17 protein-coding genes and 2 pseudogenes are annotated in these 22,139 nt (G+C 60.8%); 6 read left to right on the top strand and 13 right to left on the bottom strand.

From position 1 onward, the window contains the following. Nucleotides 1-6 precede the first annotated feature (6 nt). The 7 genes and pseudogenes from glgA to M1E16_RS16015 form a co-directional block, all read right to left on the bottom strand. Entirely contained in the window at nucleotides 7-1,578 is a 1,572-nt protein-coding gene (gene glgA, locus M1E16_RS16045; protein WP_458127850.1) for a glycogen synthase GlgA, read from the bottom strand. Nucleotides 1,579-2,198: 620 nt separating this feature from the next. Beyond that, nucleotides 2,199-3,161 carry a D-2-hydroxyacid dehydrogenase family protein gene (locus M1E16_RS16040; RefSeq protein WP_458127849.1) on the bottom strand — a complete coding sequence of 321 codons (963 nt, stop codon included), beginning with the start codon at nucleotides 3,159-3,161 and terminating at the stop codon, nucleotides 2,199-2,201. Between the two features lie 12 nt (nucleotides 3,162-3,173). Continuing rightward, complete coding sequence (locus tag M1E16_RS16035) at nucleotides 3,174-4,205, bottom strand: alpha/beta fold hydrolase (protein ID WP_458127848.1); 1,032 nt, start codon at nucleotides 4,203-4,205, stop codon at nucleotides 3,174-3,176. A gap of 86 nt (nucleotides 4,206-4,291) precedes the next feature. Further along, complete coding sequence (locus M1E16_RS16030) at nucleotides 4,292-4,726, bottom strand: YqaA family protein (RefSeq protein ID WP_434657368.1); 435 nt, start codon at nucleotides 4,724-4,726, stop codon at nucleotides 4,292-4,294. Next, the gene (locus M1E16_RS16025; protein WP_305500630.1) at nucleotides 4,726-5,172 is read right to left on the bottom strand and encodes a DUF411 domain-containing protein; all 447 of its coding nucleotides are present in this window, start codon (nucleotides 5,170-5,172) and stop codon (nucleotides 4,726-4,728) included. Before M1E16_RS16025 ends, M1E16_RS16030 begins: the two co-directional genes overlap by 1 nt. Nucleotides 5,173-5,353: 181 nt before the next feature. Next, nucleotides 5,354-5,881: pseudogene (locus tag M1E16_RS16020) on the bottom strand (methyl-accepting chemotaxis protein); the annotation flags it as partial. Between the two features lie 330 nt (nucleotides 5,882-6,211). Next, nucleotides 6,212-7,348, bottom strand: a pseudogene (locus tag M1E16_RS16015) (cache domain-containing protein); the annotation flags it as partial. A 246-nt stretch (nucleotides 7,349-7,594) separates the two neighbouring features. Here M1E16_RS16015 and M1E16_RS16010 point away from each other — a divergent pair. Further along, nucleotides 7,595-7,783, top strand: a complete 189-nt coding sequence (locus tag M1E16_RS16010; RefSeq protein ID WP_458127847.1) for a hypothetical protein — start codon at nucleotides 7,595-7,597, stop codon at nucleotides 7,781-7,783. A 7-nt stretch (nucleotides 7,784-7,790) separates the two neighbouring features. Here M1E16_RS16010 and M1E16_RS16005 read toward each other — a convergent pair whose 3' ends face one another. Next, the gene (locus tag M1E16_RS16005; protein WP_434697551.1) at nucleotides 7,791-8,171 is read right to left on the bottom strand and encodes a fe2+ zn2+ uptake regulation protein; all 381 of its coding nucleotides are present in this window, start codon (nucleotides 8,169-8,171) and stop codon (nucleotides 7,791-7,793) included. Nucleotides 8,172-8,386: 215 nt separating this feature from the next. Here M1E16_RS16005 and pvdQ point away from each other — a divergent pair, with 215 nt between their 5' ends. Next, on the top strand, nucleotides 8,387-10,735 hold the full coding sequence (gene pvdQ, locus M1E16_RS16000; protein ID WP_458127846.1) for a bifunctional acylase PvdQ: 2,349 nt from the start codon (nucleotides 8,387-8,389) through the stop codon (nucleotides 10,733-10,735). 49 nt (nucleotides 10,736-10,784) lie between these two features. Here the strand turns inward: pvdQ and M1E16_RS15995 are convergent, their stop codons facing one another. After that, nucleotides 10,785-11,786, bottom strand: coding sequence for a FecR family protein (locus M1E16_RS15995; RefSeq protein WP_434698311.1), 1,002 nt, complete (start codon nucleotides 11,784-11,786; stop codon nucleotides 10,785-10,787). Nucleotides 11,787-11,979: 193 nt separating this feature from the next. Further along, nucleotides 11,980-16,806 carry a dermonecrotic toxin domain-containing protein gene (locus tag M1E16_RS15990; RefSeq protein ID WP_458127845.1) on the bottom strand — a complete coding sequence of 1,609 codons (4,827 nt, stop codon included), beginning with the start codon at nucleotides 16,804-16,806 and terminating at the stop codon, nucleotides 11,980-11,982. A 196-nt stretch (nucleotides 16,807-17,002) separates the two neighbouring features. Between M1E16_RS15990 and M1E16_RS15985 the strand changes: the two genes are divergently transcribed. Further along, entirely contained in the window at nucleotides 17,003-18,034 is a 1,032-nt protein-coding gene (locus M1E16_RS15985) for an Ldh family oxidoreductase (RefSeq protein WP_458127844.1), read from the top strand. Between the two features lie 17 nt (nucleotides 18,035-18,051). Here M1E16_RS15985 and M1E16_RS15980 read toward each other — a convergent pair whose 3' ends face one another. Next, nucleotides 18,052-18,369, bottom strand: coding sequence for a DUF883 family protein (locus tag M1E16_RS15980; RefSeq protein ID WP_434573816.1), 318 nt, complete (start codon nucleotides 18,367-18,369; stop codon nucleotides 18,052-18,054). A 161-nt stretch (nucleotides 18,370-18,530) separates the two neighbouring features. On the opposite strand from M1E16_RS15980, the gene M1E16_RS15975 reads away from it, so the two are divergent. Beyond that, nucleotides 18,531-18,785, top strand: coding sequence for a hypothetical protein (locus M1E16_RS15975; RefSeq protein WP_003181187.1), 255 nt, complete (start codon nucleotides 18,531-18,533; stop codon nucleotides 18,783-18,785). Nucleotides 18,786-18,787: 2 nt separating this feature from the next. Here M1E16_RS15975 and M1E16_RS15970 read toward each other — a convergent pair whose 3' ends face one another. Continuing rightward, the gene (locus M1E16_RS15970) at nucleotides 18,788-19,696 is read right to left on the bottom strand and encodes a LysR family transcriptional regulator (protein ID WP_458127843.1); all 909 of its coding nucleotides are present in this window, start codon (nucleotides 19,694-19,696) and stop codon (nucleotides 18,788-18,790) included. A gap of 84 nt (nucleotides 19,697-19,780) precedes the next feature. Between M1E16_RS15970 and M1E16_RS15965 the strand changes: the two genes are divergently transcribed. Further along, entirely contained in the window at nucleotides 19,781-20,704 is a 924-nt protein-coding gene (locus M1E16_RS15965; RefSeq protein WP_458127842.1) for a carbon-nitrogen hydrolase family protein, read from the top strand. Here the strand turns inward: M1E16_RS15965 and M1E16_RS15960 are convergent, their stop codons facing one another. Beyond that, nucleotides 20,705-21,175: an LEA type 2 family protein gene (locus M1E16_RS15960; protein WP_458127841.1), complete on the bottom strand. Its 471-nt coding sequence runs from the start codon at nucleotides 21,173-21,175 to the stop codon at nucleotides 20,705-20,707. 244 nt (nucleotides 21,176-21,419) lie between these two features. Between M1E16_RS15960 and M1E16_RS15955 the strand changes: the two genes are divergently transcribed. After that, nucleotides 21,420-22,136, top strand: a complete 717-nt coding sequence (locus tag M1E16_RS15955; RefSeq protein ID WP_434630558.1) for a helix-turn-helix transcriptional regulator — start codon at nucleotides 21,420-21,422, stop codon at nucleotides 22,134-22,136. Nucleotides 22,137-22,139: the final 3 nt, after the last annotated feature.

The following is a 22,139-nucleotide window of genomic DNA, read 5'->3' as shown; positions in this document are numbered from 1 at the left end:
GTTACCTCATTGTCTGGCCGATTTTCCCAGCGATTTAGCTACCAGTTGTTCATAAAGTTCGGCATAGGGCTCTACGGCCTTGGACCAATTGAAGGGGGCTGACATCGCCCGGCAACGCATGGCATTGAGCAGCTCGGGAAACTCGAATACCTTGAAAGCCCGGCTCAGGGCCTGCTGGTAGCTTTCCACGGTGGATTCGTCGAACAGGAACCCGGTGATGCCGTCCTCGATGGTGTCCGCCAGGCCGCCGGTATTGCGCGCCACCGGCAGCGAGCCGAAGCGCTGGGCGTACATCTGGCTCAAGCCGCACGGCTCGTAGCGCGATGGCATCAGCAGGAAATCGCTGCCAGCGAACATCCGCCGGGCATCGGTTTCGTTGAAGCCGATGCGCACGCCGATCTTGCCGGGGAAGCGCAGCGCCAGTTCACGCATGGCCTGTTCTTCTTCCGGTTCGCCGCGGCCAATGATCGCGATCTGCCCGCCGGACTCGACGATGAATTCGGCGACGGCCTCGGTCAGGTCCAGGCCTTTCTGATACACCAGGCGCGATACCACGGCGAACAGCGGGCCACTGGTATGGTCGAGGCCGAACAGGTCACGGACGTGGGCGGCGTTGGCAGCCTTGCCTTCCCAATCGCCAATTGAGAACTGGCGCTGGAGATGTGAGTCGGTCGCCGAATCCCAGCTCTCGTCAATGCCGTTGGGGATCCCGCTGAGCAGGCCTTGTTGGGTTTTGGCGGCGAGGAACCCGTCAAGCCCGCAGCCGAACGCCGGGGTAGTTATTTCCTGGGCGTAGGTAGCGCTGACCGTGGTGATGTGGCTGGAATAGGCCATGCCGGCCTTGAGGAACGACAGCTTGCCGTAGAACTCCATGCCTTCCTGTTGCAGCGCGTGCTCCGGGATGCCCAGCTCCGGGCAGGAAGCCAGGCTGACCACGCCCTGGTACGCCAGGTTGTGGATGGTGAACAGGGTCGGGGTACGTTGGCCGCGCCAGTGCATATAGGCGGGGGCCAGGCCGGCCGGCCAGTCGTGGGCATGGACCAGGTCGGGGCACCAGTGGATCTGCGCCAGGTTGGCGGCGATGTCGGCTGCGGCCAGGCCCAGGCGGGCGAAGCGGATGTGGTTGTCCGGCCAGTCGCGGCCATTGTTGGCGCCGTAGGGCGAGCCTTCGCGGGCATACAGTTCGGGACAGATCAGGACGTAGATCACCAGACCGTCGGCCATGTCCATGCGGCCGATCTTGCAAGGCGGCAGCGCTGCGTGGCCGCCCAGTTCACCGATGATATGGATCGGATTGCCGCTGTTCATGACTTGCGGATACCCGGGGATCAGCACCCGGACATCATGCAGGCCGGCCATGGCCCGCGGCAGGGCGGAAGAAACGTCGCCCAGGCCACCGGTCTTGACCAGGTCGGCGATTTCCGAGGTCACGAACAGGATCTTCTTGCGGTTGGGGTTCTGTCGAACGACAGGGAGCAGTGCCTTGCCTCCGGTGGCCAGCACCGGTGCCGTCGGCGATTCAGCCGCCGGCGGTAATTGAGAGCGGACTTGCTGTGGTTCCAAGGCAGCACTGATCATAAATAACTCCTATTTCTCGATCTGTTTCCGGCAAGCGCCAGAGCTGTTGTTTCATTGGCCGAATCCTGCGGCCAGGCGCACGAGCGCTACGCAAGGAGAGCAAAGCGCTGCCCAATGCGGCGAAGCGAATCAGGTGAGGGGGCCGTTGCAAGGAATGCTCCAGCAGTTGTTGCCCTTCCTCTAACCTGACCTGTCGCCGTTGTGAAAAGTTTCGACTTTTTTTCCTTCGGATGACCGGTCGGTTTTCCCCACGGAAAGGCAGTCTAGGTCAGAAGCTAGAGCGCTGCGGTTCGGTTCGTCGAATTGTCCGACAATCACGTCGATTGTCGGCAATGTCTTACACGAAGCAGGGGAATACGAACCGACGAAGTGCAGGTTGTTTGAAACATTCAGGGTGTAGGAAGGGTGCGATGGTTCAATCGCGTGCGCGGTTCAACAGCGCTTCGCACCATAAGGGGGCGGTCTGGATGGAGGCGTTTTGATGGCTTCAGTATGGCGGTGACGGCCTCAAATGTGGGAGCGAGCCTGCTCGCGAAAGCGGTGGATCAGACTCAGAATCCGCGACTGACACACCGCTTTCGCGAGCAAGCTCGCTCCCACATGGGGCTACCAGGAAAATTTCACGAAGCCGCGGTCAGCACCCGGATCGGCTTGCCAGCCTCCCAGGCCTGCAGGTCCTCGATCATCTGGCCGTAGAACTGCTGATAATTCTGCCGGCTCACATAACCCACGTGAGGTGTGGCCAACACGTTGTCGAGGGTTCGGAACGGGTGCTCGGGCGGCAACGGTTCCTCGGCGAATACGTCCAGCGCGGCGCCTGCCAGGCGTTTGTGCCGGAGTGCGTCGATGAGGGCCGCCTCGTCGACAATCGGCCCGCGCGCGGTATTGACCAGCAGCGCCTCGGGTTTCATCCAGCCCAGGGCCTGGGCGTCCACCAGGCCCCGGCTGCGCTCGCTGAGCACCAGGTGGATCGAGAGGATATCGGCCTGCTCGAACAGCGCTTGTTTGCTCACGTATTGCACGCCGGCTGCGGCGGCTCGCTCGGCGGTCAGGTTCTCGCTCCAGGCGATCACACGCATGCCGAACACCTGGCCGAACTGCGCCACGCGCGTGCCGATGCTGCCCAGGCCCAGGATCGCCAGGGTCTTGCCGTGCAAATCACCGCCCAGGCCCTGTTGCCACAGCCCGGCGCGCAGGGCGTTGGCTTCCGGTACAAGATTGCGGCTCAGGGCCATGACCAGCGCCCAGGTCAGTTCCGGCGCAGCGTGCTTGTAGCTCTCGGTGCCGCAGACCTGGATGCCCAGTGTCGCGGCAGCCTTGAGGTCGAGGGCGGCGTTGCGCATGCCGCCGGTCAGCAGCAGGTTCAGGTTGGGCAGGCGGCGCAGCAGTTCGTCGTCGAAGCGGGTGCGCTCGCGCATCACGCAGATGACGTCGAAGCGTTGCAGGCGCTCGGCGAGGGTGTCGCGGTCGGCGGGGTAATCGTGCAGGAAGGTCACTTCACCAATGCTATCGAGCACCGACCAGTCCACCACGTCCCTGGCGACGTCTTGCCAATCGTCGATGACTGCTATTTGCACCGCCATGGAACACCTCTATCAGGGAATGGGTTTGTCCAGCCAGCCGAGCAGCGCCTGGTGGAACCGCGCCGGCTCTTCCATTTGCGGCGCGTGCCCCAGGTTGGGGAATTCCACCAGGGTCGACTGCGGGATCAGTCCGGCAACCTGTTTGCCTAGCACCTCGTAACGGCCCAGCCGGGCTTTCACGGCCGGCGGGGCAATGTCACTGCCGATGGCGGTGGTGTCGGAGGTCCCGATCAACAGCAGCGTGGGGACCTTCAGGTCCTTGAACTCGTAATAGACCGGCTGGGTGAAGATCATGTCGTAGATCAGCGCCGAATTCCACGCCACTTGTGTATGCCCCGGGCCCTTGTTCAAGCCGGCGAGCATGTCGACCCAACGCTCGAACTCCGGTTTCCAGCGTCCGCCGTAATAGGTGTTGCGCTCGTAGTTGCGAATGCCCTCGGCGCTAAGTTTCAGCTCGCGCTCGTACCATTGGTCCACGGTGCGGTAAGGCACGCCAAGGGCTTTCCAGTCCTCCAGACCGATGGGGTTGACCATCGCCAGGCGTTCGACCTGGTCGGGGAACTGCAAGGCATAGCGGGTGGCAAGCATGCCACCAGTGGAGTGGCCCAGCACGATGGCCTTCTGTACGCCGAGCGCCTTGAGCAGGGCCTGGGTGTTGATCGCCAACTGCTGGAAACTGTACTGGTAATGGTCCGGCTTGCTCGACGTGCAAAAACCGATCTGGTCCGGGGCGATGACCCGGTAACCGGCGTCACTGAGCGCCTTGATCGAATCGCCCCAGGTGGCGGCGCAGAAATTCTTGCCATGCATCAGCACCACCGTCCGGCCGTTGGCCTTGCCTTGGGCGGGCACGTCTATATAGCCCATCTGCAGCGATTTGCCTTGGGACTGCAAGGCAAAATGCTTGAGCGTATAGGGATACTCGAAACCCTCAAGCTGCGGGCCATAGGCCGGGCCTTCAGGTGGGTTCGCGGCCTGGGCGAGCATTGGCAAGGCAGCGGTGAGGAAGAGGCTGGGCAGCCAGCGGGCGGTCAAACGCGACATGAGCAATCTCCTTGAGGCAACCGGCCGATCCTGGAACGGCTCGATTATGGCGACATTAACCACAGGCAACCCAAGCGCAGGAACGTTCAACCCATCCAGCCGAGGGTCGCCCAGGTGAGCACGCCATAACGCAGGCCTTTGGCGAGCGTCACGATCAACAGGAAGCGCCGCCAGGGTTCACCCATCACGCCGGCGACCAAAGTCAGCGGATCGCCGATGATGGGCAGCCAACTGAGCAGCAGCGACCAGTAGCCATAGCGCTGGTAGTGCCGACGGGCCTTGTCCAGAAGGGACGGGCTGACCGGAAACCAGCGGCGATCCTTGAACTGTTCCAGGCGTGTGCCCAGCCACCAGTTCACCAGCGAACCGAGGACGTTGCCCAGGGTTGCCACCGCCAGCAGCAGCCAGATGGCGTAACGTTCGCTGAGTAACAGGCCCACCAGCAGGGCCTCGGATTGCAACGGCAGCAGGGTCGCCGCGCCAAACGCTGCAAAGAACAGCCCGATATACGCTTCGCCCATCAATGGGCCGGATAGTCCGCCACAACGGTTTGCGTCCCGTCTTTTTTCAGCCCGATCACTTGGTAGGCATCGCTCATGCCATCCATTTCCATGCCCGGCGAGCCCATCGGCATGCCGGGCGCGGCCACGCCAAGCAGGTCGTCGCGTTTGCTCAATGCCAGCACCTGTTCGGCCGGAACGTGGCCCTCGACGAATTTACCGTTGATTTCGGCGGTGTGGCAGGAACGCAAGTTGGGCGCGACGCCAAGGCGTTGCTTGACCGCGCTCATGTCGGCCTCGACATGGTCGTTGACCTTGAAACCGTTCTCCTGCAAGTGGGATATCCACTTCTTGCAGCAACCGCAATTGGCATCGCGGTGCACATCGATGGTCGCCGGTTCGGCGGCCTGGGCCAGGGCGGAAATGAGCAAGGTACTCAAGGCGAGCAGGTGCAGGGGATGGGCCATGGAAATGGTCTCGTAGCGAACAGTTTGGAAGGAGGATAACAGACTAGCGGCGAGCGGCTGACACGAGGCTGAGGCGCGGATTACAGAATTGTCAGCTTCGCGAAAGCGGGTGGCCGGGGGGATGCCGGTGCCTTTTGTGGGAGCGAGCAAGCTCGCTCCCACAGTTATTGGTGAATACCTCTTAGCGAACCTTGAACCGCCCCATGATCGCATTCACCCGGCTGTTGGCTTCCAGCAGCTGGCGGGTGTTGTTCTGGCTGGCCAGGCCGCTTTCCACCAGTTCCTCGACCATATGGCGGATCTGCACCATGCTGCGGTTGATTTCCTCGGTCACTGCGCTCTGCTGTTCGGCGGCGGTGGCGATCTGGGTGCTCAGGCTGTTGATCTGACTGACGGAGCCGGCCATTTCATCCAGGCCCGAGTTGACCCGGGACGTGGCGTCGGCCGCCGATTGGCAACTGGCCTGGGTGTTTTCCATGGCCGCGACCGACGAGGTTACGCCCTGGGTCAGGCGGGTCAGCATTTCATTGATTTCCGAGGTGCTGGCCTGGGTGCGGGCGGCGAGGGCGCGGACTTCGTCGGCGACTACCGCGAAGCCACGGCCCTGCTCGCCGGCCCGGGCCGCTTCGATGGCGGCATTGAGGGCCAACAGATTGGTCTGCCCGGCGATGGCGCCGATCACGCCGAGAATCTCGGTGATGCGTTGCGCGTCTTGCTGCATGTCTTCGACTTTGCGCGTGGCGCTGGCGACTTCATCGATCAGCGCCACGACGCTGTTGGACGCTTCACCGACCACGACCCGCGAACGATCGGCATGCTCATTGGCGCGCTGGGTGAATGCTGCCGTCTCGGCGGCGTTTTGCGCCACGCTTTCAGCGGTGGAGCTCATCTCGGTGATGGCTGTCACGGTCTGGTCGGTTTCCGAGGCGTGGCGCATCAGGATTTCGCTAGTATGGGCCGAACTCCGCTGCAGGCTGTCCAGGCCCGAGGCCATGGCGCCGGTGGCCTGGGTGACTTCGCCGATCATGTCTTGCAGATAGGCGATGAACCGGTTGACCGAATGGCCAATGGCGCCCAGTTCGTCTTCGGCACGGATGGTGATGCGTCGGGTCAGGTCGGCATCGCCAGTGGACAGCGCGTCAATATTGCCTTTGAGGACCTTCATGCGGTGGGTCAGTTGGCGGATGGCGTACAACTGCATCAGCACCAACAGGATCACCAGCGGAATCTGCAGCAGGCTCAGCGTGCTCAACACGTCGTCACGCTGGGCGGTGATCAGGCGGGTCGGCAGGGCAGTGGCGAGGAACCATGGGGAGCCTTCGATGGGGCGCATGAAAAACGTGCTGGCCTCACCCTTGTTGTCGAACTCGAGCCGTTGCAACGGCTGGTCACGGTTGGCCAGGCCTGCCTTGACCTGAGCGGCGAACGGCGAGGTAGCCGCCAGCTCGCTGATGTTCTTCAGCACGATCGGCCCGCTGATACGCGAGCTGTTGCTGATGATCTTGCCGTCGGCTTCGACGATCAGCATCTCGGCGCTCAGTTCCGCTTCCTTGCGCGCGATCAGATCGTTGAAAAAGCCCAGGGTCACGTCAATGGTGGAAACGCCGTAAGGCGCGCCGTTCTTCTGGATCGCCATGGCGCAGTTGGTCCGTGGCTCGGCGCTGGCGTCGTCCTTGTAGGCGGCGGCCCAGGCACATTTGCCGGGAGGGGTGGCCATGCCGCCCTTGTGCCACGGCTGTTCGAAATAGTTCGGCGCAGCGTCGCTGTTCCAGAAGGTATTGACCGCCAGTTTGCCGGATGCGTCGCGGTGCCAGAACGTGCTGAACTTGCTGCGACCCTCGGCGCGCTGGTTGGGCAGTGGCCAGATCCCGCCGCCGAACACCTTCAGTTCACCGTATTGATCCACCAGGCCCGGCAATACCTTGTCGATGGCATCGCTGTCGAGCAGCGGGATGGTCTGGGTGATGCTCCGCTGCTGCGCCTGCACCTTGTTCAGCTCGCCCTGGATCTGTTCCGCGACCTCTTCGATGCGGTTCAGCGCCACTTGTTCCTCGGTCTGGCGCAGCTTTGGCGCGACCAGATAGCTGATACCGACCACCGTCAGGATGGACAGCACCAGGATGAACAGAACCAGGAACAGCGTATAGCGGGCTTGAATGGTGCGGAATGCGGGCATGTAGAGATTCCTTGCACGATGGCGGCTTTCTAGAGACAAGTGGAACGGACGTACTTGTCTTTATCGGCCTATCGCCAGCGGTCTTGAACTCCATGGCGCACTTTGTTGGTTCAGGACCCGTCGTAACTGCGCCAAAAACGCTCCGACGGCTGTACCATGGGCATCCGTTTGCGGCCTCGTCATCGCACCGGGCACGAGCCTGGCAGGCGCGCGGAAACAGCACGAATACATTCAGGAAATTGGCAAATGACTCATTCGCAACGTTTGAAATACTCGATCATAGTGGTCATCGTTGTCCTGGCAATCATGCTCGGGCTGTCATGGATGCAAGGTAAAGGCATGATCAGCGAGCAGCTGTTTCAATACATTGCTATTGCCGTGGCGGTCATCGTGGTGGTGATCAACGGGGTGATGAGGCGCAAGGTCAAGCCTTGAGCCCCGGCTACTGCTTGGCGTTGAGCACGGCCACCGCACTCGGATGCAAGCTGTAGCTTTTATCCGGATGGAGGCTGACGACCCCCTCGCTGCACAGGCGCTTGAGCACCTCGCGCACACTTAGGAAGGACAACGGAATGTCCAGCCCCAGCAACTGGCTATGCACGCCCCGCACCCCCAGTTGCCGATTCTCTTCGGCGGCCTTGAGCAGCGCATCGATCACCTTCAGGCGGATCAGGCTCGTTCGCAGCCCGTAGCTCTTGAGCAGGCGCCTGATGTGCTCATTGCCGCCGCGTTCCGTTGGTTTGGCGAAGACGTTGTTGGTGGTGCTCATTGACACACGTGCCGATCCTGGCTTGCCCTCCATGGGCATTGGTGCGTTATGCATGTAAAGACTCCTTAACAGCCTGATCAGAAAAGGTCATGAAATGCTCTCCTCTATAAGACGAACGAGGAGGGCGAATCATGAAGGGGGCGATGTGAAAAAAATGCCTGGAAATCAGCAAAGCCCCGCAGCCAGGCGGCTGTCTGCGGTTAAATTTTTTTCATCCGGTTCGTTCCCAAGGGAGGCGTATTGGTTTTCGATCAGGAGTGAGCGTGAGAATGTCCGGGCAGTTATCGAGGTTTTGCCTTGCGGGTGCGTTGCTGGGGATGGCCCTGGGTGTCAGTACCGTTGTCAGCGCGCGAGGAGAGGTGGAGCAGGCCACCGCCGAGATTCGCCGCACCAGTTTTGGCGTGCCGCACATACGCGCCCAGGATGAGCGTGGATTGGGCTACGGCATCGGGTACGCGTATGCCCAGGATAATCTTTGCCTGCTGGCCAATGAGATCGTGACGGTCAACGGCCAGCGCTCGCGTTACTTCGGCCCCGAACAGGTCACCCTGGAGCAGCGGTCCAACCGGGCCAGCGACCTGTTCTTCAGCTGGCTCAACACGCCTCAGGCCGTATCCGGTTTCTGGCAGGCCCAGACGCCCCAAGTGCAGCAACTGGTCGAAGGCTACGTGGCCGGTTACAACCGCGCACTGGCCGAGCGCAAGGCGCAGGGCTTGCCCGCACAGTGCGCCAGCGAATGGGTGCGGCCAATCACGGCGCTGGACCTGGTCAAACTGACCCGGCGCCTGTTGGTGGAAGGTGGCGTCGGCCAGTTCGCCGAGGCCGTGGCGGGTGCGCAGCCGCCCAAGGCGACCACACAGGCCGACACCTCGATGTCCGGCTTCGAAGTCGCCGCGACCCGCCAGCAGCGCTTCGCCCTCGACCGCGGCAGCAACGCCGTGGCAATCGGCAGCGAACGTTCGTTCAACGGTCGCGGCATGTTACTCGCCAATCCCCATTTCCCCTGGGTGGGCGGCATGCGCTTTTATCAGATGCACCTGACCATTCCCGGCAAGCTGGATGTCATGGGCGCCGCGTTGCCCGGCTTGCCGATGATCAATATCGGTTTCAGCCAGCACCTGGCCTGGACCCACACCGTCGACACCTCCAAGCATTTCACCCTGTACCGCCTGCAGCTCGACCCGAAGGACCCGACCCGCTATCTGCTGGATGGCAAGTCAGTGCCGATGAGCCAACAGGTGGTCACGGTGGACGTCAAGCAGGCCGACGGGCAGGTCAAGCCGGTTTCACGGGTGGTGTACGGCTCGCAATTCGGGCCGGTGGTGCAATGGCCTGGCAAGCTGGACTGGGACAACCGCTTCGCCTACAGCCTGCGGGACGCGAACCTGGAGAACGATCGGGTGCTGGCGCAGTGGTACGCCATGAATCAGGCCGTCACGCTCAAGGATCTGCAGGCGTCGGTCCAGCGGATCCACGGAATTCCCTGGGTCAATACCCTGGCGGTGGACGACCAGGGACAAAGTCTCTACATGAACGTTTCGGTGGTGCCCAACGTTGACGCGGCCAAGCTGGCGCGGTGCAGTGATCCGAGGGCCGGGCTGAAACTGATCGTGCTGGATGGCTCGCGCAGCGAATGCAACTGGAGCGTGGACCCCAAGGCCGCGCAGAAGGGCATCTATGCCGCCGACAAACTGCCGCAGTTGTCGCGTCGTGATTACGTGCAGAACTCCAACGATTCGGCCTGGATGGTCAATCCCGCTCAGCCCTTGTCCGGTTATTCGCCACTGATCAGCCAGCAGGACCAACCGCTAGGGTTGCGCGCACGTTTCGCGCTGGATCGACTGGGCCAGTTGGGCAAAGACGGGCCGGTGCAAGTGGATGAACTGCAGCGCATGGTCATGGATGACCAGGTTTACCTGGCGGACCAGTTGATGCCGGACCTGTTGGCCTTCTGCGCCGGGGACCTGAAGGCTGATGCCGCAGCTCTGACTGAAGTATGCACCCGCCTGAAGGCCTGGGATCGCACGGCGAGCCTGGACAGCGGCGTCGGCTTCGTGCATTTCCAGCAGATCATTAAGGCGCTGCAAGCAGTGCCTGATACCTGGCGCGTCGCGTTCGATCCGAAAGATCCGCAACACACTCCGCGGGGCCTGGCAATCGAGCGGCCTGCGGTGGCCGAGGCGCTGCGCCAGGCCATGCTGGCTTCACGGGAGTCGGTGAAATCGGCAGGGCTGGCAGCGGACAGCCGCTGGCGGGACATCCAGGTTGCCAGCCAGGGCGGTCGGCAGACGCCGATCCACGGCGGCCCGGCGGAGCTGGGAATCTATAACGCGATCCAGAGTGTGCCGGGGGCGAACGGCAAGCGGGAAGTGGTCAGCGGCACCAGCTATCTGCAAGTGGTGACATTCGATGGCAGCGGCCCGCAGGCCCAGGGACTGCTGGCGTTTTCCATTTCCAGTGACCCGGCCTCGCCTTACTCGGCGGACCAGACCCAGGCATTCTCGAAGCGGCAGTGGAGCACGCTGCCCTTTACCGAGCAGCAGATCAAGGCCGATCCGAACTACCAGGCCAAGGTCATCCGCGAGCGTGATGAGGCGGGCAGGGTCGCGACGCAGTAAGGCAGCTTTGTCGTGAAGAAAAGCCGCGACCCGAATGGGCGCGGCTTTTTTAATGTTTGGCCGGATGATGACCGATGGAATTGAGGACCAGGTTGCCGTCCTGGTTCTGGGTCAGATAGATCGGCAGGACCTTGGGCAGCGAGGGCACGAGGTTCTTCACTTCGTTGAGGTTGTAGATGCCGCCGACACGCAGGGTGCCGGTAGCATGGTCGGCGAGCATGACGGGACGTTCGAGGTAGCGATTGATCAATGGCAGTGCGTCGGAAAGGGCCAGGTCATTCAGCACCAGCTTGCCGTTGCGCCAGGCCAGGGAGCTGTCGCCGGGTTCGATCTCGCGTACCTGCGGCTGGTAGTCGCCCGCCTTGTAGCTTGCCTGCATTCCCGGTGACAGTTGCGAGCCGCCCGCAGTGGCGTTCATGTTGCTGGTCACCCATACCGAGCCTTCCACCAATGTGACCCGAACCTGGTCCTGATACATCCACACGTTGAAACGGGTGCCTGTCACACGCACCTGGCCCTGGCCCGCCCGAACGACGAAAGGATGCCGGGTGTCGTGACTGACATCGAAGAACGCCTCGCCTTTTTTCAGCGTGACCCGACGCTCATGCTTGTAGTTGGCGAACACCAGTTCGCTGCCAAGGTTGAGCTCCACCTGGCTGCCATCGCCCAGCGTGACATGACGTACGCTCGCGCCGGCTTCCAGGCGCTGGTACGAGTCAGGTAGCCACCCCATGTTCCAACCGGTAATCGCGGCCAAGGGCAAGCCCAGCGCGATCACCGCGGCGGCGACAGCCAGACGGCTCCAGCGCGGCCGTGGCCGCCGGGCTGGCAGGGTCGGCGCGGATTCGACACGCGGCAGATGCTCGGCCACGCCCCAGATTTCCAGCATGGCCTGGTATTCGAAAGCGTGCAGAGGGTCGGCGTCATGCCATTGCTTGAACGCCAATCGGTCGGCATCGGTGCAGTCATCAGCGTGCAAACGCATGCACCAATGCGCGGCCGCATCGCTGATGGCGTCGTATTCGGCTTCCGAGAGTATTCGTTCGGTCATTGGCTGTTCCTGGTTTGCCGCATTCTAACCTTCGACGGCAGCTGCCGAGAACAACCGACATGGCGATTAAGCATCAAATACCCTTGTTTTTCATGTGATAAAGCCCGCTGCTGCCCCCTGGAGCCATACCGTCCCACAAGCGGCGTGAAAAAAAGATCAAATCCACCTGTCTTTCGGGCACCGGATAGCCCAGCTATGGCATGACGATCGGGCCCGGGTCGATTTGTCGCCCCAGTTCACAGATGAGCAGAGTCATGGAGTCAGCATTTCGCATCAGGACATCGATGCGTTTGTCTGCCCGAACCGGATCCAGGAATGCATCACGCGCCTGGTCCATGGTGCTGGCGCCTGTTATTTCAAGGATTTCCTGTGCCCGGTCATCAAATTCTGGAAACAGCTCCAGGCTCTTGAGCCTGTTTGTGGTTTTGTCCAGCTCCATGAACAGCCGCGTCCGGGGAGTGGTCAGCGAAAACCCATCGCGTTGCAGCGCCACTTGCTTGTCATGTTCCTTTTTTGCGAAGTGAGTCACCGTAGATATCAGGTCCGGAAATGGCCGGGCTATATCCAGATAAGCGATGTCGAGCGTATCGAAGAGTTGATGTGACAGCTCGTGGATGAATGTCGCCGCCTGGGCATGAGCATCGAGATTAAAGGAGCTCGGCACGAAGGTTCTGTACCAACCCACGTTCATCGCGAAAAAATGTTGGGTAAGATAGATTTTTCCGGTCTTTCTGGACCCAAACACAAAGGCGGACGCTCCTTCGTGTATGTGTTTAAGGGAGCCAATAACGATGCGCTCTCCATTCAGTAACTCCCAGGCTGGATCAGCCAATGCCTGGCAAACCGGCGAGACCGCCGCGAGTATCTTCTGCACATGGCTGCTGTCAACCGTGTTGACTCCTAAAAACACTCTGAGAAATTTGTCCACCCGAGAGCCTGGGATTACGTTGTGTCTGACCAGATTGAGGTTATGAAGCGTGTTGGCGCAGTAACCCCTCGCCGTCGCGAGCGCTTGCACAATCACATAGGCGTGGTGCGGGTATTTACGACGTATTTCCGTCATACCCCGGGCTTCGATGTTAAGGGATTTGGCGGCCCTGTAATCGCTGTAGCTATTGCTCAATGTCGACATCGCCTTGCCATAGCGAATGTTCTGCAGTTGCGGGTCAATCACCCATTTCCGGCTATCAGCCGGGTTCTGCAAAAGGGGGCCTTCACCGTCTGGATGGATGATGCGCCAGAGGTCGTGGGCTTTTGCTATCTGAAAAACCTTGCCGGCGACAGGAGCGTAGAGCTTGCCGGATGCTAGCGCTTTGTAGGTGCCGTCGGCGGTATTCGCTTGGAGGTCCTTGAGACTGACATCAGCCGCTTCGAATGCCTGCAGGTCGGTGCGCGCTGCCGCTGTGGAACTGATTTCGCCCCATTTCGGTGGAACCACGGTCGGGGCGTCCTGCGGAACGGGTGTTGCGGGATCGAGAAGTCCGCCGGTGTCGTCGCGATTGATCAGGCCAAGTGAAACCATTTCCGCCGCGCCGGCGATAAAGTCGCGTAAGCCGTCTTTCCAGCGACCCTGCCGAAAGGCTTCGGAGGAGCCGTAGAAGTCTTTGTAGCTGTCCCAGAGCGTCTCGACAAAAGCCAACTTGCCGGACAACATCCTGCCCAGGGCCTTGACGCCGGAGCTGAGCAGATGCGTGACCGTTTCCCAGTCAAACTGCCGTTCCTTATCTCTTTGGGTCGCGAGCATCGCCGGTAGCAGCTTTGTATTGTCGCTGAACAGGGTATGCAGCACGTTTGTCTGGATCGGGTTCGAGGCCAGGGTGATCTCGGATAGCTTTCCAATCGTCTCCGCGAAGAGGTTTTTGAAACTGGCTTGCTGGTTCTCGGGGAGCCGGCGAATCAGCAAGTCCTGAAGTGCCCCTGGCTTGGTGAAAGCAGCTACGATGCTCGCGTTGTCCTTGAACTCCATGAAGTTGTGTCCTTCATGATAGGGCGCATACAAGACGTGGGGACTTGCGTCGGTATTGGACCCGATCAGATAAAGGCCCAGCGCCTGGACCGCCGTGGCCCCCCCGGTCTTGATCAGTTCAAGCGGACGGATAAACGCGCCGGCGCCTTCCACCGCCTGGCGGGCGACGGCGTCCGGCATGTCCAGCACCTGGCGGATCAAGTCGAAAGCGCTGCTGGAAAGATGCTGCTGTAGATGCAACGCATGCGCGTACTGCAGAAGTTGCCAGGGTAATTGTCGGCAGAACCGCTGCTTGCGCTGCTGGACGTTGGCGGAACGCCCGTCAAGTTCACCCTGGACATGAGTTGCATAGGTGGTGGCGATATCCAATGACAACAACATTTGCTTGATGGTTGCCTCGTTCAAACCCAGGGGGAGTTGCTGCGTGGACATTAAAGACACTTGAAATCCCGTGCCTTGGATAAGGTTGACATGACGCAGGGCGAAGTCGGTCAATGTGCCAACAGGCCCCAACAAGGCAAGGTTCGGTGTGATTTGAATCGTGTCGGGATCAAGGTCGTTTTTGCCGAAGCGTGTTTCCAGTAATCCCTTCAGTTGTTTCCCGACATAAGCATGCAAGGGTTCGATACCGTCCAGGTAATCCTGGTCATCGTCCACGCTGTTTTTATATTGCTCAAGCAACTCGACATGCAGACGTTGATCGTCAAGGGAGGCCGTGCCGAGCCAGGCGGGAAGCTTCTGTTGCCAGCGGATGGTCTGGGCGATCCGTGTGGCACGGGTCAGATTGGTGGGTGTGTCTTTCTTCAGGAGCGCAGCAAGGCTTTTTTCCAATGCAGGCCCGGTCGGGCGCCAACTTCCAGTTTCCAACGCGCTCAAGTAATCATGTTCAGCCTCAAGCTGCTTGACGAACGATCTCATCCGATTGACCGGCACATTGTCTTCAACCAGTTCAAACGCTTCGATTTGATACTGCCGATGAGGGAGGCGCTGGGCCGTAGTGAGGTTTTGCAGTAAATCAAAGCGCTTTCGGGGATCGAGCAAGCGTAGGTTCAGTTGCTCCGTCGCCAGTTTGACGGACGAAAAAACATGTAAGCCTTCGGCGGGCGTCCAAAAGATAGCCATGCCTGAGTGAGGCGTATCCAGGCCGCCGCGCTCGGTCAACAAGAAACAATTGGCCAGCGATACGACGTCAGTTTCATTTCCCGTGGTGCAGGCCAGTTTCAACGAGTAAACATCTGGCCGGAAGCCTCTGACCACGGTACGTTGCTTGCGGTCCGGGTAATTGGAGTCGTGAGCAAAAACTGCGTCGATGAGGTTGCGCGCCGCAAGCGGCAGTGTTCCGTTGAGGTCCCTGAGTTCGGCCTCGGCCTGTATCCCCAGGGAGAAAGCACTCGCCAGCTTTTCTGGCAGGTCCTGCAGCGCTGTGCTCAACGAGGTTTTGTTGGACACCGGTAAGTGGGAAAACAGCTCGTTGGTAGCCTGTTCAACACTGGCATACGTCTGGATCTTTCGCTGGACCTTATCGGCTAACAGGTTCGACGGTCGAAGGTTTCCATAGAAAGACGGGCGCGTGCCCCATCGGCCATCGGTTTTTTGCCTCAACAGGTCCGGGTTGATAAAGCTGCGTATATCCAGGGCTTTATCGAGCAATGCCTTAACATCCACGTCGCTTTGGCGGGACATCTCCAGCGCGTAATGCAGGTTATCCAGCTGTTTGTCGATAATTGCTTCAGCCAGAAATTCGGACATGGGCAGCGCAATTTCCTTGCCCGATACATGCAGCTCGTCAAAGCGCAGGAAGCGATTACGCTCTTCCAGGCTCAGGAGGCTATACAGTTCTTCCTTTCGCTCGGCAGGCGCGGACGTATTGAGCAGTGCCTCTTCAAAACCCTGATGGTTGACCACTGTCTGAAAACCCTGACCCGGGGTATACAGATAGTGCCCATCACAGCTGACCATCAAGGAGCCCGCGAGCTCCACGTAGTGCGGCTCATATTCCCAAAGCCGGATGGTTTCGATAAACAGCAGCCGTTCTTCCGGGCGTGATGGCCGGAACAGTCGAAGCAGCTCTTGGCTCTGCGCCGCAGTCAGCTGCTTTTTTTCCCGCATGACCAGGATATTCGCCCGCAAAGCCGCGTTAATAACCTGGGACAAAAAGCTGCGGCGTGAAATATGGTCCGGACCCAGGGCATTCCAATAGGCGTCAATTTCGTCGGTCATTTGGGGAATCAGTTCGCGGGCGACGATTTTTACCGCCGTTTCCCAATTCCGCGCATTGTCCGGCGTGGGATGTATCTTGTGGTGGAAAAAATCAACGGTATGCCCTGAAGGCCAGCCCTGATGATGGAAGTAGAACAGGATCGCATGACTCAACGACATGTTCCTGGTCACCTGGCTGGCTTTCGGATCCTCCAGGGCACTAGCCGCGCCAAGGGTCACGCGCACCTGTCTATGATCGATATCCGGCAGCACCTCCTTCAGAACACGGTCGAACATGGAAGTAAGCGAGGGTAGTCTCGTCAGTTCGTCCACCATCGCCAGGTCATTCGCCTTTTGCGCACCTTCGATGGATTCCAGCTGAGTTGTGAAAACATCCCCGTCGATGGGCAGCCTTGCCGTTCTGAGATGAGTTGCAGCGTTGAGTTTGTTGCGTTGGGAAATCGATAGGAAATGAAACAGATCGTCACGGTCCGCTGGGCTTTTCAGCATCTGCTCGATTGCGCTTGTGAGGCTTTCCCGATTGCTGAATTTCTTGATCCCGCCATACGGTGTATAGAGAAAAGCAGGTCTGATAGTCGGCGAGTCGACGCTTGGCCAGGCACTGAGCGTAAAACAACCCGCCAGCGCTATCGGGGGTTGCCCTTCGCCTGCGCATAAAATCGTTTCCGCCAGCATCGGTGGCTGCTGCGCCTCGCGTAGTGTGTGGCTTGCCAAGGACACGTGATGCAGCCACTCAAGGTCTGCCTGCGTCAGCCCGTGGTTGTGACTCAGTTGATCCAGGCGGCTGGCATTCAGTACCTCAGGAAATAATAGCGGGGTAGTCTCAGTGGCCATGTTGCTTCTCGATCAAGGCACCGCAAGGCGGCGCGTCGGTGGTTGAAGCGGCTAGACTAGCCAGCGCCCGATCAACGAAGGTGGTACATAGTTACCGCACTCAAGGTTGATCGTGCCCCCCCGAACGCGGTATCTGATCCACGGGGCAGTTCCCGCTACGCTGTTGCTACCTCCAACAATCACTATGGAGCTTCAGATGTCCGCACCATCCAATCATGCCGGTTCTGGCAGCTTGTCCTTTGACGCTCTGGTGAGCTTGCTGGAGCAGATTTTCCTCCGCCATGGCACCTCGACCGATGTCGCCCGCAGCCTGGCCGAGAACTGCGCCGGCGCCGAACGCGATGGCGCCCACAGCCATGGGGTGTTTCGCATGCCCGGGTATGTTTCGACGTTGAACAGCGGCTGGGTCAACGGCCAGGCCGTGCCGATCGTCGAGGATGTTGCGTCCGGGTTCGTCCGGGTCGATGCCTGCAACGGCTTTGCCCAGCCCGCCCTGGCCGCCGCCCGCCCATTGCTGGTGGACAAGGCTCGTAGCGCCGGTATTGCGGTGCTGGCGATACGCAACTCTCACCACTTCGCCGCGCTGTGGCCGGATGTCGAGCCGTTCGCCTATGAAGGCCTGGTGGCCTTGAGCGTGGTCAACAGCATGACCTGTGTGGTGCCCCATGGCGCGGATCGGCCGTTGTTCGGTACCAATCCCATTGCTTTCGCCGCCCCACGCAACGGCGGCGAGCCGATTGTTTTCGACCTCGCTACAAGCGCCATCGCCCATGGCGACGTGCAGATTGCCGCGCGCGAAGGTGAGCGATTACCTCCCGGCATGGGGGTGGACAGCCTCGGTCAGCCGACCTGTGATCCGAAGGCGATTCTGGAGGGCGGCGCGCTACTGCCGTTTGGCGGTCACAAGGGGTCGGCCTTGTCGATGATGGTGGAACTGCTGGCGGCCGCGCTGACGGGGGGCAACTTTTCGTTCGAGTTCGACTGGCACAACCATCCCGGAGCCAAGACTCCCTGGACCGGACAGTTGTTGATCGTGATTGATCCGAGCAAGGCCGCCGGCCAGGATTTCGCTTCACGCAGTGAAGAATTGGTCAGGCAGATGCACGGTGTCGGATTGCGTCGGTTGCCAGGGGATCGCCGACACCGTGAGCGCAGCAAGTCCAGCGAACAAGGAATTGTGCTGGACGAGCAGACACTGGGCCAACTGCGCGAGTTGGCGGGGCTATAGGCTTTTTTGGCTGGGGCTTAACGGCGTCCCAGCAACAAGCCCACCACGAGCCCGAAACCTGCCGAAATCGCTACGGTCTGCCAGGGATGGCCGCCGATGTAAGCCTGCGTGGCATCAACCATCGGGCGCGTGCGTTCCCGAGCGCTGGCGACCGAATCCAGGGCCTGACGCAATTTCTGTGAAATCTGCTCGCGCAGGTTCTCCGCGTCCTCGCCAACCAGGGCGGCACCGCTCTTGAGCAGCTTCTCCGACTCTTCAATCAACGCTTTCAGTTCGCTGAAGGCTTGATCCTTGATTTGCTCTCCGTTCGCTTGCGCGGCGCTTGTGCGAGCCATTGAAGTACTCCTTGAGGTTGATGGCAGTGAACAATGGAGTGTTGCGCTTGGGCAAAAGTTGCAGCAGTTGGCATGGCCCAAGGCCGCTGGCAAAAATCATGGTTAAGACGTTTCTGTGCAAGGTGTAAGATGGCGCCTATTTACGCAACAGGAAATTCCCCATGAGTTTCAATCTGGCTGACAAGCCGCTGGCCGAGCGCGCGGCGCTGGAAGATGAAAAATCCCGACTTTTCGAGCTGTGGCAAAACAACCTGGGCAAGGCCAAGGGTGACGCTGCGCGGTTGTTTGGCGAACGCTCCAAGCGCAAGGGCAAATGGGCCGAGTGGGTGCGCGCCGAGCTGGACGGCATGTCGCCTCCGGAGTACGCCAACATGGTACGCAGCGAGGTCAATCGGCTGATGGCCGCGAACAAATAACCTCAGCTGAAGGTCGCGACAATGGCCTCGCGCACTTTCTCCACGGCCGGATCCCGCTGCGCATGGGTCCGCCAGCCCAACTCGATCGGGTAGCGCGGCAACGCCAGCGGGCAGGGCAGCAACGACAGGCCGCTGAGCGCCGCGATGGCCTTGGCGGCATGGTCCGGAATGGTCGCCACGGCCTGGCTGCCCTTGAGCAGGAACGGCAGCGCGGCGAAGTGAGTGGTCGAGGCGCTCACCCGTCGGCGCAGGCCGAGTGCGGCCAGTCCTTCATCAGTGATGCCGATGAAACCGCCCGATGAAACCAGCAGATGCTCCCGCGTCACGAACGCTTCCAGGCTCAGGCGCTGCTGGTCCTCCGTCAGGCTGGCAGGGTCCACCAGGCAGGCGTAGCCGCCTTCGCCGAGGACCTGGCGACTCAATAGCCGTTCGGCAAATCCCCCCGCTGTGATCGCCAGGTCCAGGCTGCGCTCCATCAAGGCGCGACCGACGATCTGGCTGTGGGTCTGGCGAAAGATCAAGCGCAGCCCCGGCGCTCGTCGCGCAACTTCCTCGATCAATCGCCGGCCATAGGCAATTTCAAAATCATCCGACAACCCGACGATGACTGAGCGGCCCTCGTAGTGGCTGGCGCCCGGATCGATCATCGCCAGGCTCTGGCGGCATTTGTCCAACGCTTCGCTGATCACCGGTTTCAGTTGGTTGGCCCGCAATGTCGGCGCCAGGCCGCGGCCGGTGCGCACGAACAATTGATCGTCGTACACGCTTCGCAGCCTGCGCAGCGCGGCGCTGATCGCCGATTGAGTGACGCCCAGGCGCAGGGCGGCGCGGCTTGCACTGGATTCGTCGTGCAGGGCTTCGAAGGTCTTCAGCAGGTTCAGGTCTACATCGGCGATATTCATTTGCTTCATATCTTTTAGCAGCGGGCAGGGCTTTATTCATGATCCGTCGGCGCCTGAGAATCAGCAACACTTGAAATCACGGAGTTGAAGACCATGCCCAAATCCATTGTAGCTGCCTTGCAGATCGGCTCGCTGCCAGGCGGCAAAGGCGAAACCCTCGCGCAGATTCTTTCCTACGAAGATGCCATTCGTGAGGCCGGTGCACGCCTGGTGGTCATGCCCGAGGCGCTGTTGGGCGGCTATCCCAAGGGCGAGACTTTTGGCACCCAGCTAGGCTATCGGCTACCGGAAGGGCGCGAAGCGTTTGCCCGCTACTTTGCCAACGCCATCGACGTGCCCGGTGCGGAAACCGAGGCGCTGGCGGGGCTTTCGGCGCGAACCGGGGCAAGCCTGGTGCTGGGTGTCATCGAGCGCGCCGGCAATACGCTCTACTGCACCGCGCTGTACTTTGAACCGGACGCCGGCCTCGTCGCCAGGCATCGCAAACTGATGCCCACCGGCACTGAGCGGCTGATCTGGGGCAAGGGCGACGGTTCGACCTTACCGGTGATCGACAGCCAGGTTGGGCGCGTGGGCGCGGCGGTGTGCTGGGAAAACATGATGCCGCTGCTGCGCACCGCGATGTATGCCAAGGGCGTGGACGTCTGGTGCGCGCCGACCGTGGACGAGCGGGAAATGTGGCAGGTGAGCATGCGGCATATCGCTCATGAAGGGCGTTGCTTTGTGGTCAGTGCCTGCCAGGTCCAGGCCTCGCCGGTAGAGCTGGGTATCGAGGTGGTGAACTGGCCGGCGGAGCGGCCTTTGATCGCGGGCGGGAGCGTGATTGTCGGGCCCATGGGCGACGTGCTGGCCGGGCCGTTGAAGGGCTCCGTCGGATTGCTGACCGCTGAAATCGATACCGATGAGCTGGTGCGGGCGCGTTACGACTATGACGTGGTCGGGCACTACGCCCGGCCCGATGTATTCGAGCTGGTGGTGGATGAGCGCGCCAAGCCGGGCGTGCGTTTCATTGCATGATCACCAGGTGGCCGCGGAATTCGGTAGATCAAGGGTTCCGCGATCGACGAAGCGCAGGGTGCCGAACAAGCCGCCGGCGAGTTTGCCCTTGAGCACGTAGGGCAGGTTGTCCAGGCTCTGGGTCTGGCTCAGGCCCAGGGTCTGGCGGATCACTGAAAACGCCGAGATGCTCACCGGTATGCTCAGGATTCCTTCGGAAAAGCGTGGGATCGAGCCGCTCTGGTCACTGACGCCGGTCGCCAATGTGCGGCCGTTGACTTCCAGATCCAATGCCGCACCGCTGTAGTCGATGGCGGTTTCGTTGGGATTCTGCAAGCGCAGTTTCACCGCGAAGCGCATCTCCAGACCCTCGCTGGGCAGTGGCTCGATACCGACCACGTTGATATTCAGCGGGTCGCGGTGCGGGAAGAGGGCGCAGGCGCTCAGGCTGAGCAGTATCAGGATGAGGGGCAAGCCGAGGATTCTGCGCATGGACGTTCTCGTATGTGGATTATTGGTTACAACCCTATCACCCGGCGACGCATGAATCCTTGTGGCGAGGGAGCTTGCTCCCGCTGGGCTGCGCAGCGGCCCCGTTTTTTTTTGCGGCTGCTACGCAACCGAGCGGGAGCAAGCTCCCTCGCCACAGGGATTGATGTCATGGCGGTACGGCTGCTGACAGTTTCTGACACCAGCCTCTGCTAATCTGCTTCATCTTTTCCCTGGATCCGCCATCGTGTCGCGAACCACTCGGCTGCTGACCTTGTTGCAAGTCTTGCGGGGCAAGCGCTGCCCGGTTACCGCCGCGACGCTGGCGGCCGAACTGAGGGTGTCCGAGCGCACGCTTTATCGCGATATAGCCGAACTGACTGCCCTGGGCGCGCCGATCCAGGGCGAGGCGGGCATAGGTTATGTGCTGCGCAGCGGCCTGTTCCTCCCGCCGCTGATGTTCACCGCCGATGAAATCGAGGCCATCGTGCTGGGCTTGCGCTACGTCGACCAGCGTGGCGATGAGGTACTGGGCAAGGCCGCCGCCGACGCTTTGGCAAAGGTCGAGGCGGTGTTGGCCCCTGGTTTGCGCGATGCCCTGCACAACCCCACGGTATTGCCCGGCCCACCGGGTTACGGTTATCCGCAGAACGCCGTCGAGCTGAATGTCTACCGCCAGGCCATTCGCACTCAAGCCAAATTGCACATCGATTACGCCGACGTCAACAAGACCCCCAGCCAGCGGTTGATCTGGCCGTTGGCCCTGGGCTTTTTCAATGAGGCGCGGGTGGTGGTGGCCTGGTGCGAACTACGCGGTGCCTATCGGACGTTTCGTACCGACCGGATTGCCTCAGCCAGCGTCCAGGGCGAGCGCTACCCCGGCAGGCGCAGCGACTTGCTGCGAGCCTGGTTGGCGCTGATGAATCTTGATGAGGCGGGGCGTTTTACTCCTGACAAAAACTGACAC

It is taken from the genome of Pseudomonas sp. Z2-11 (assembly GCF_054161305.1).
This window is presented reverse-complemented; position numbering and strand designations above follow the sequence as displayed.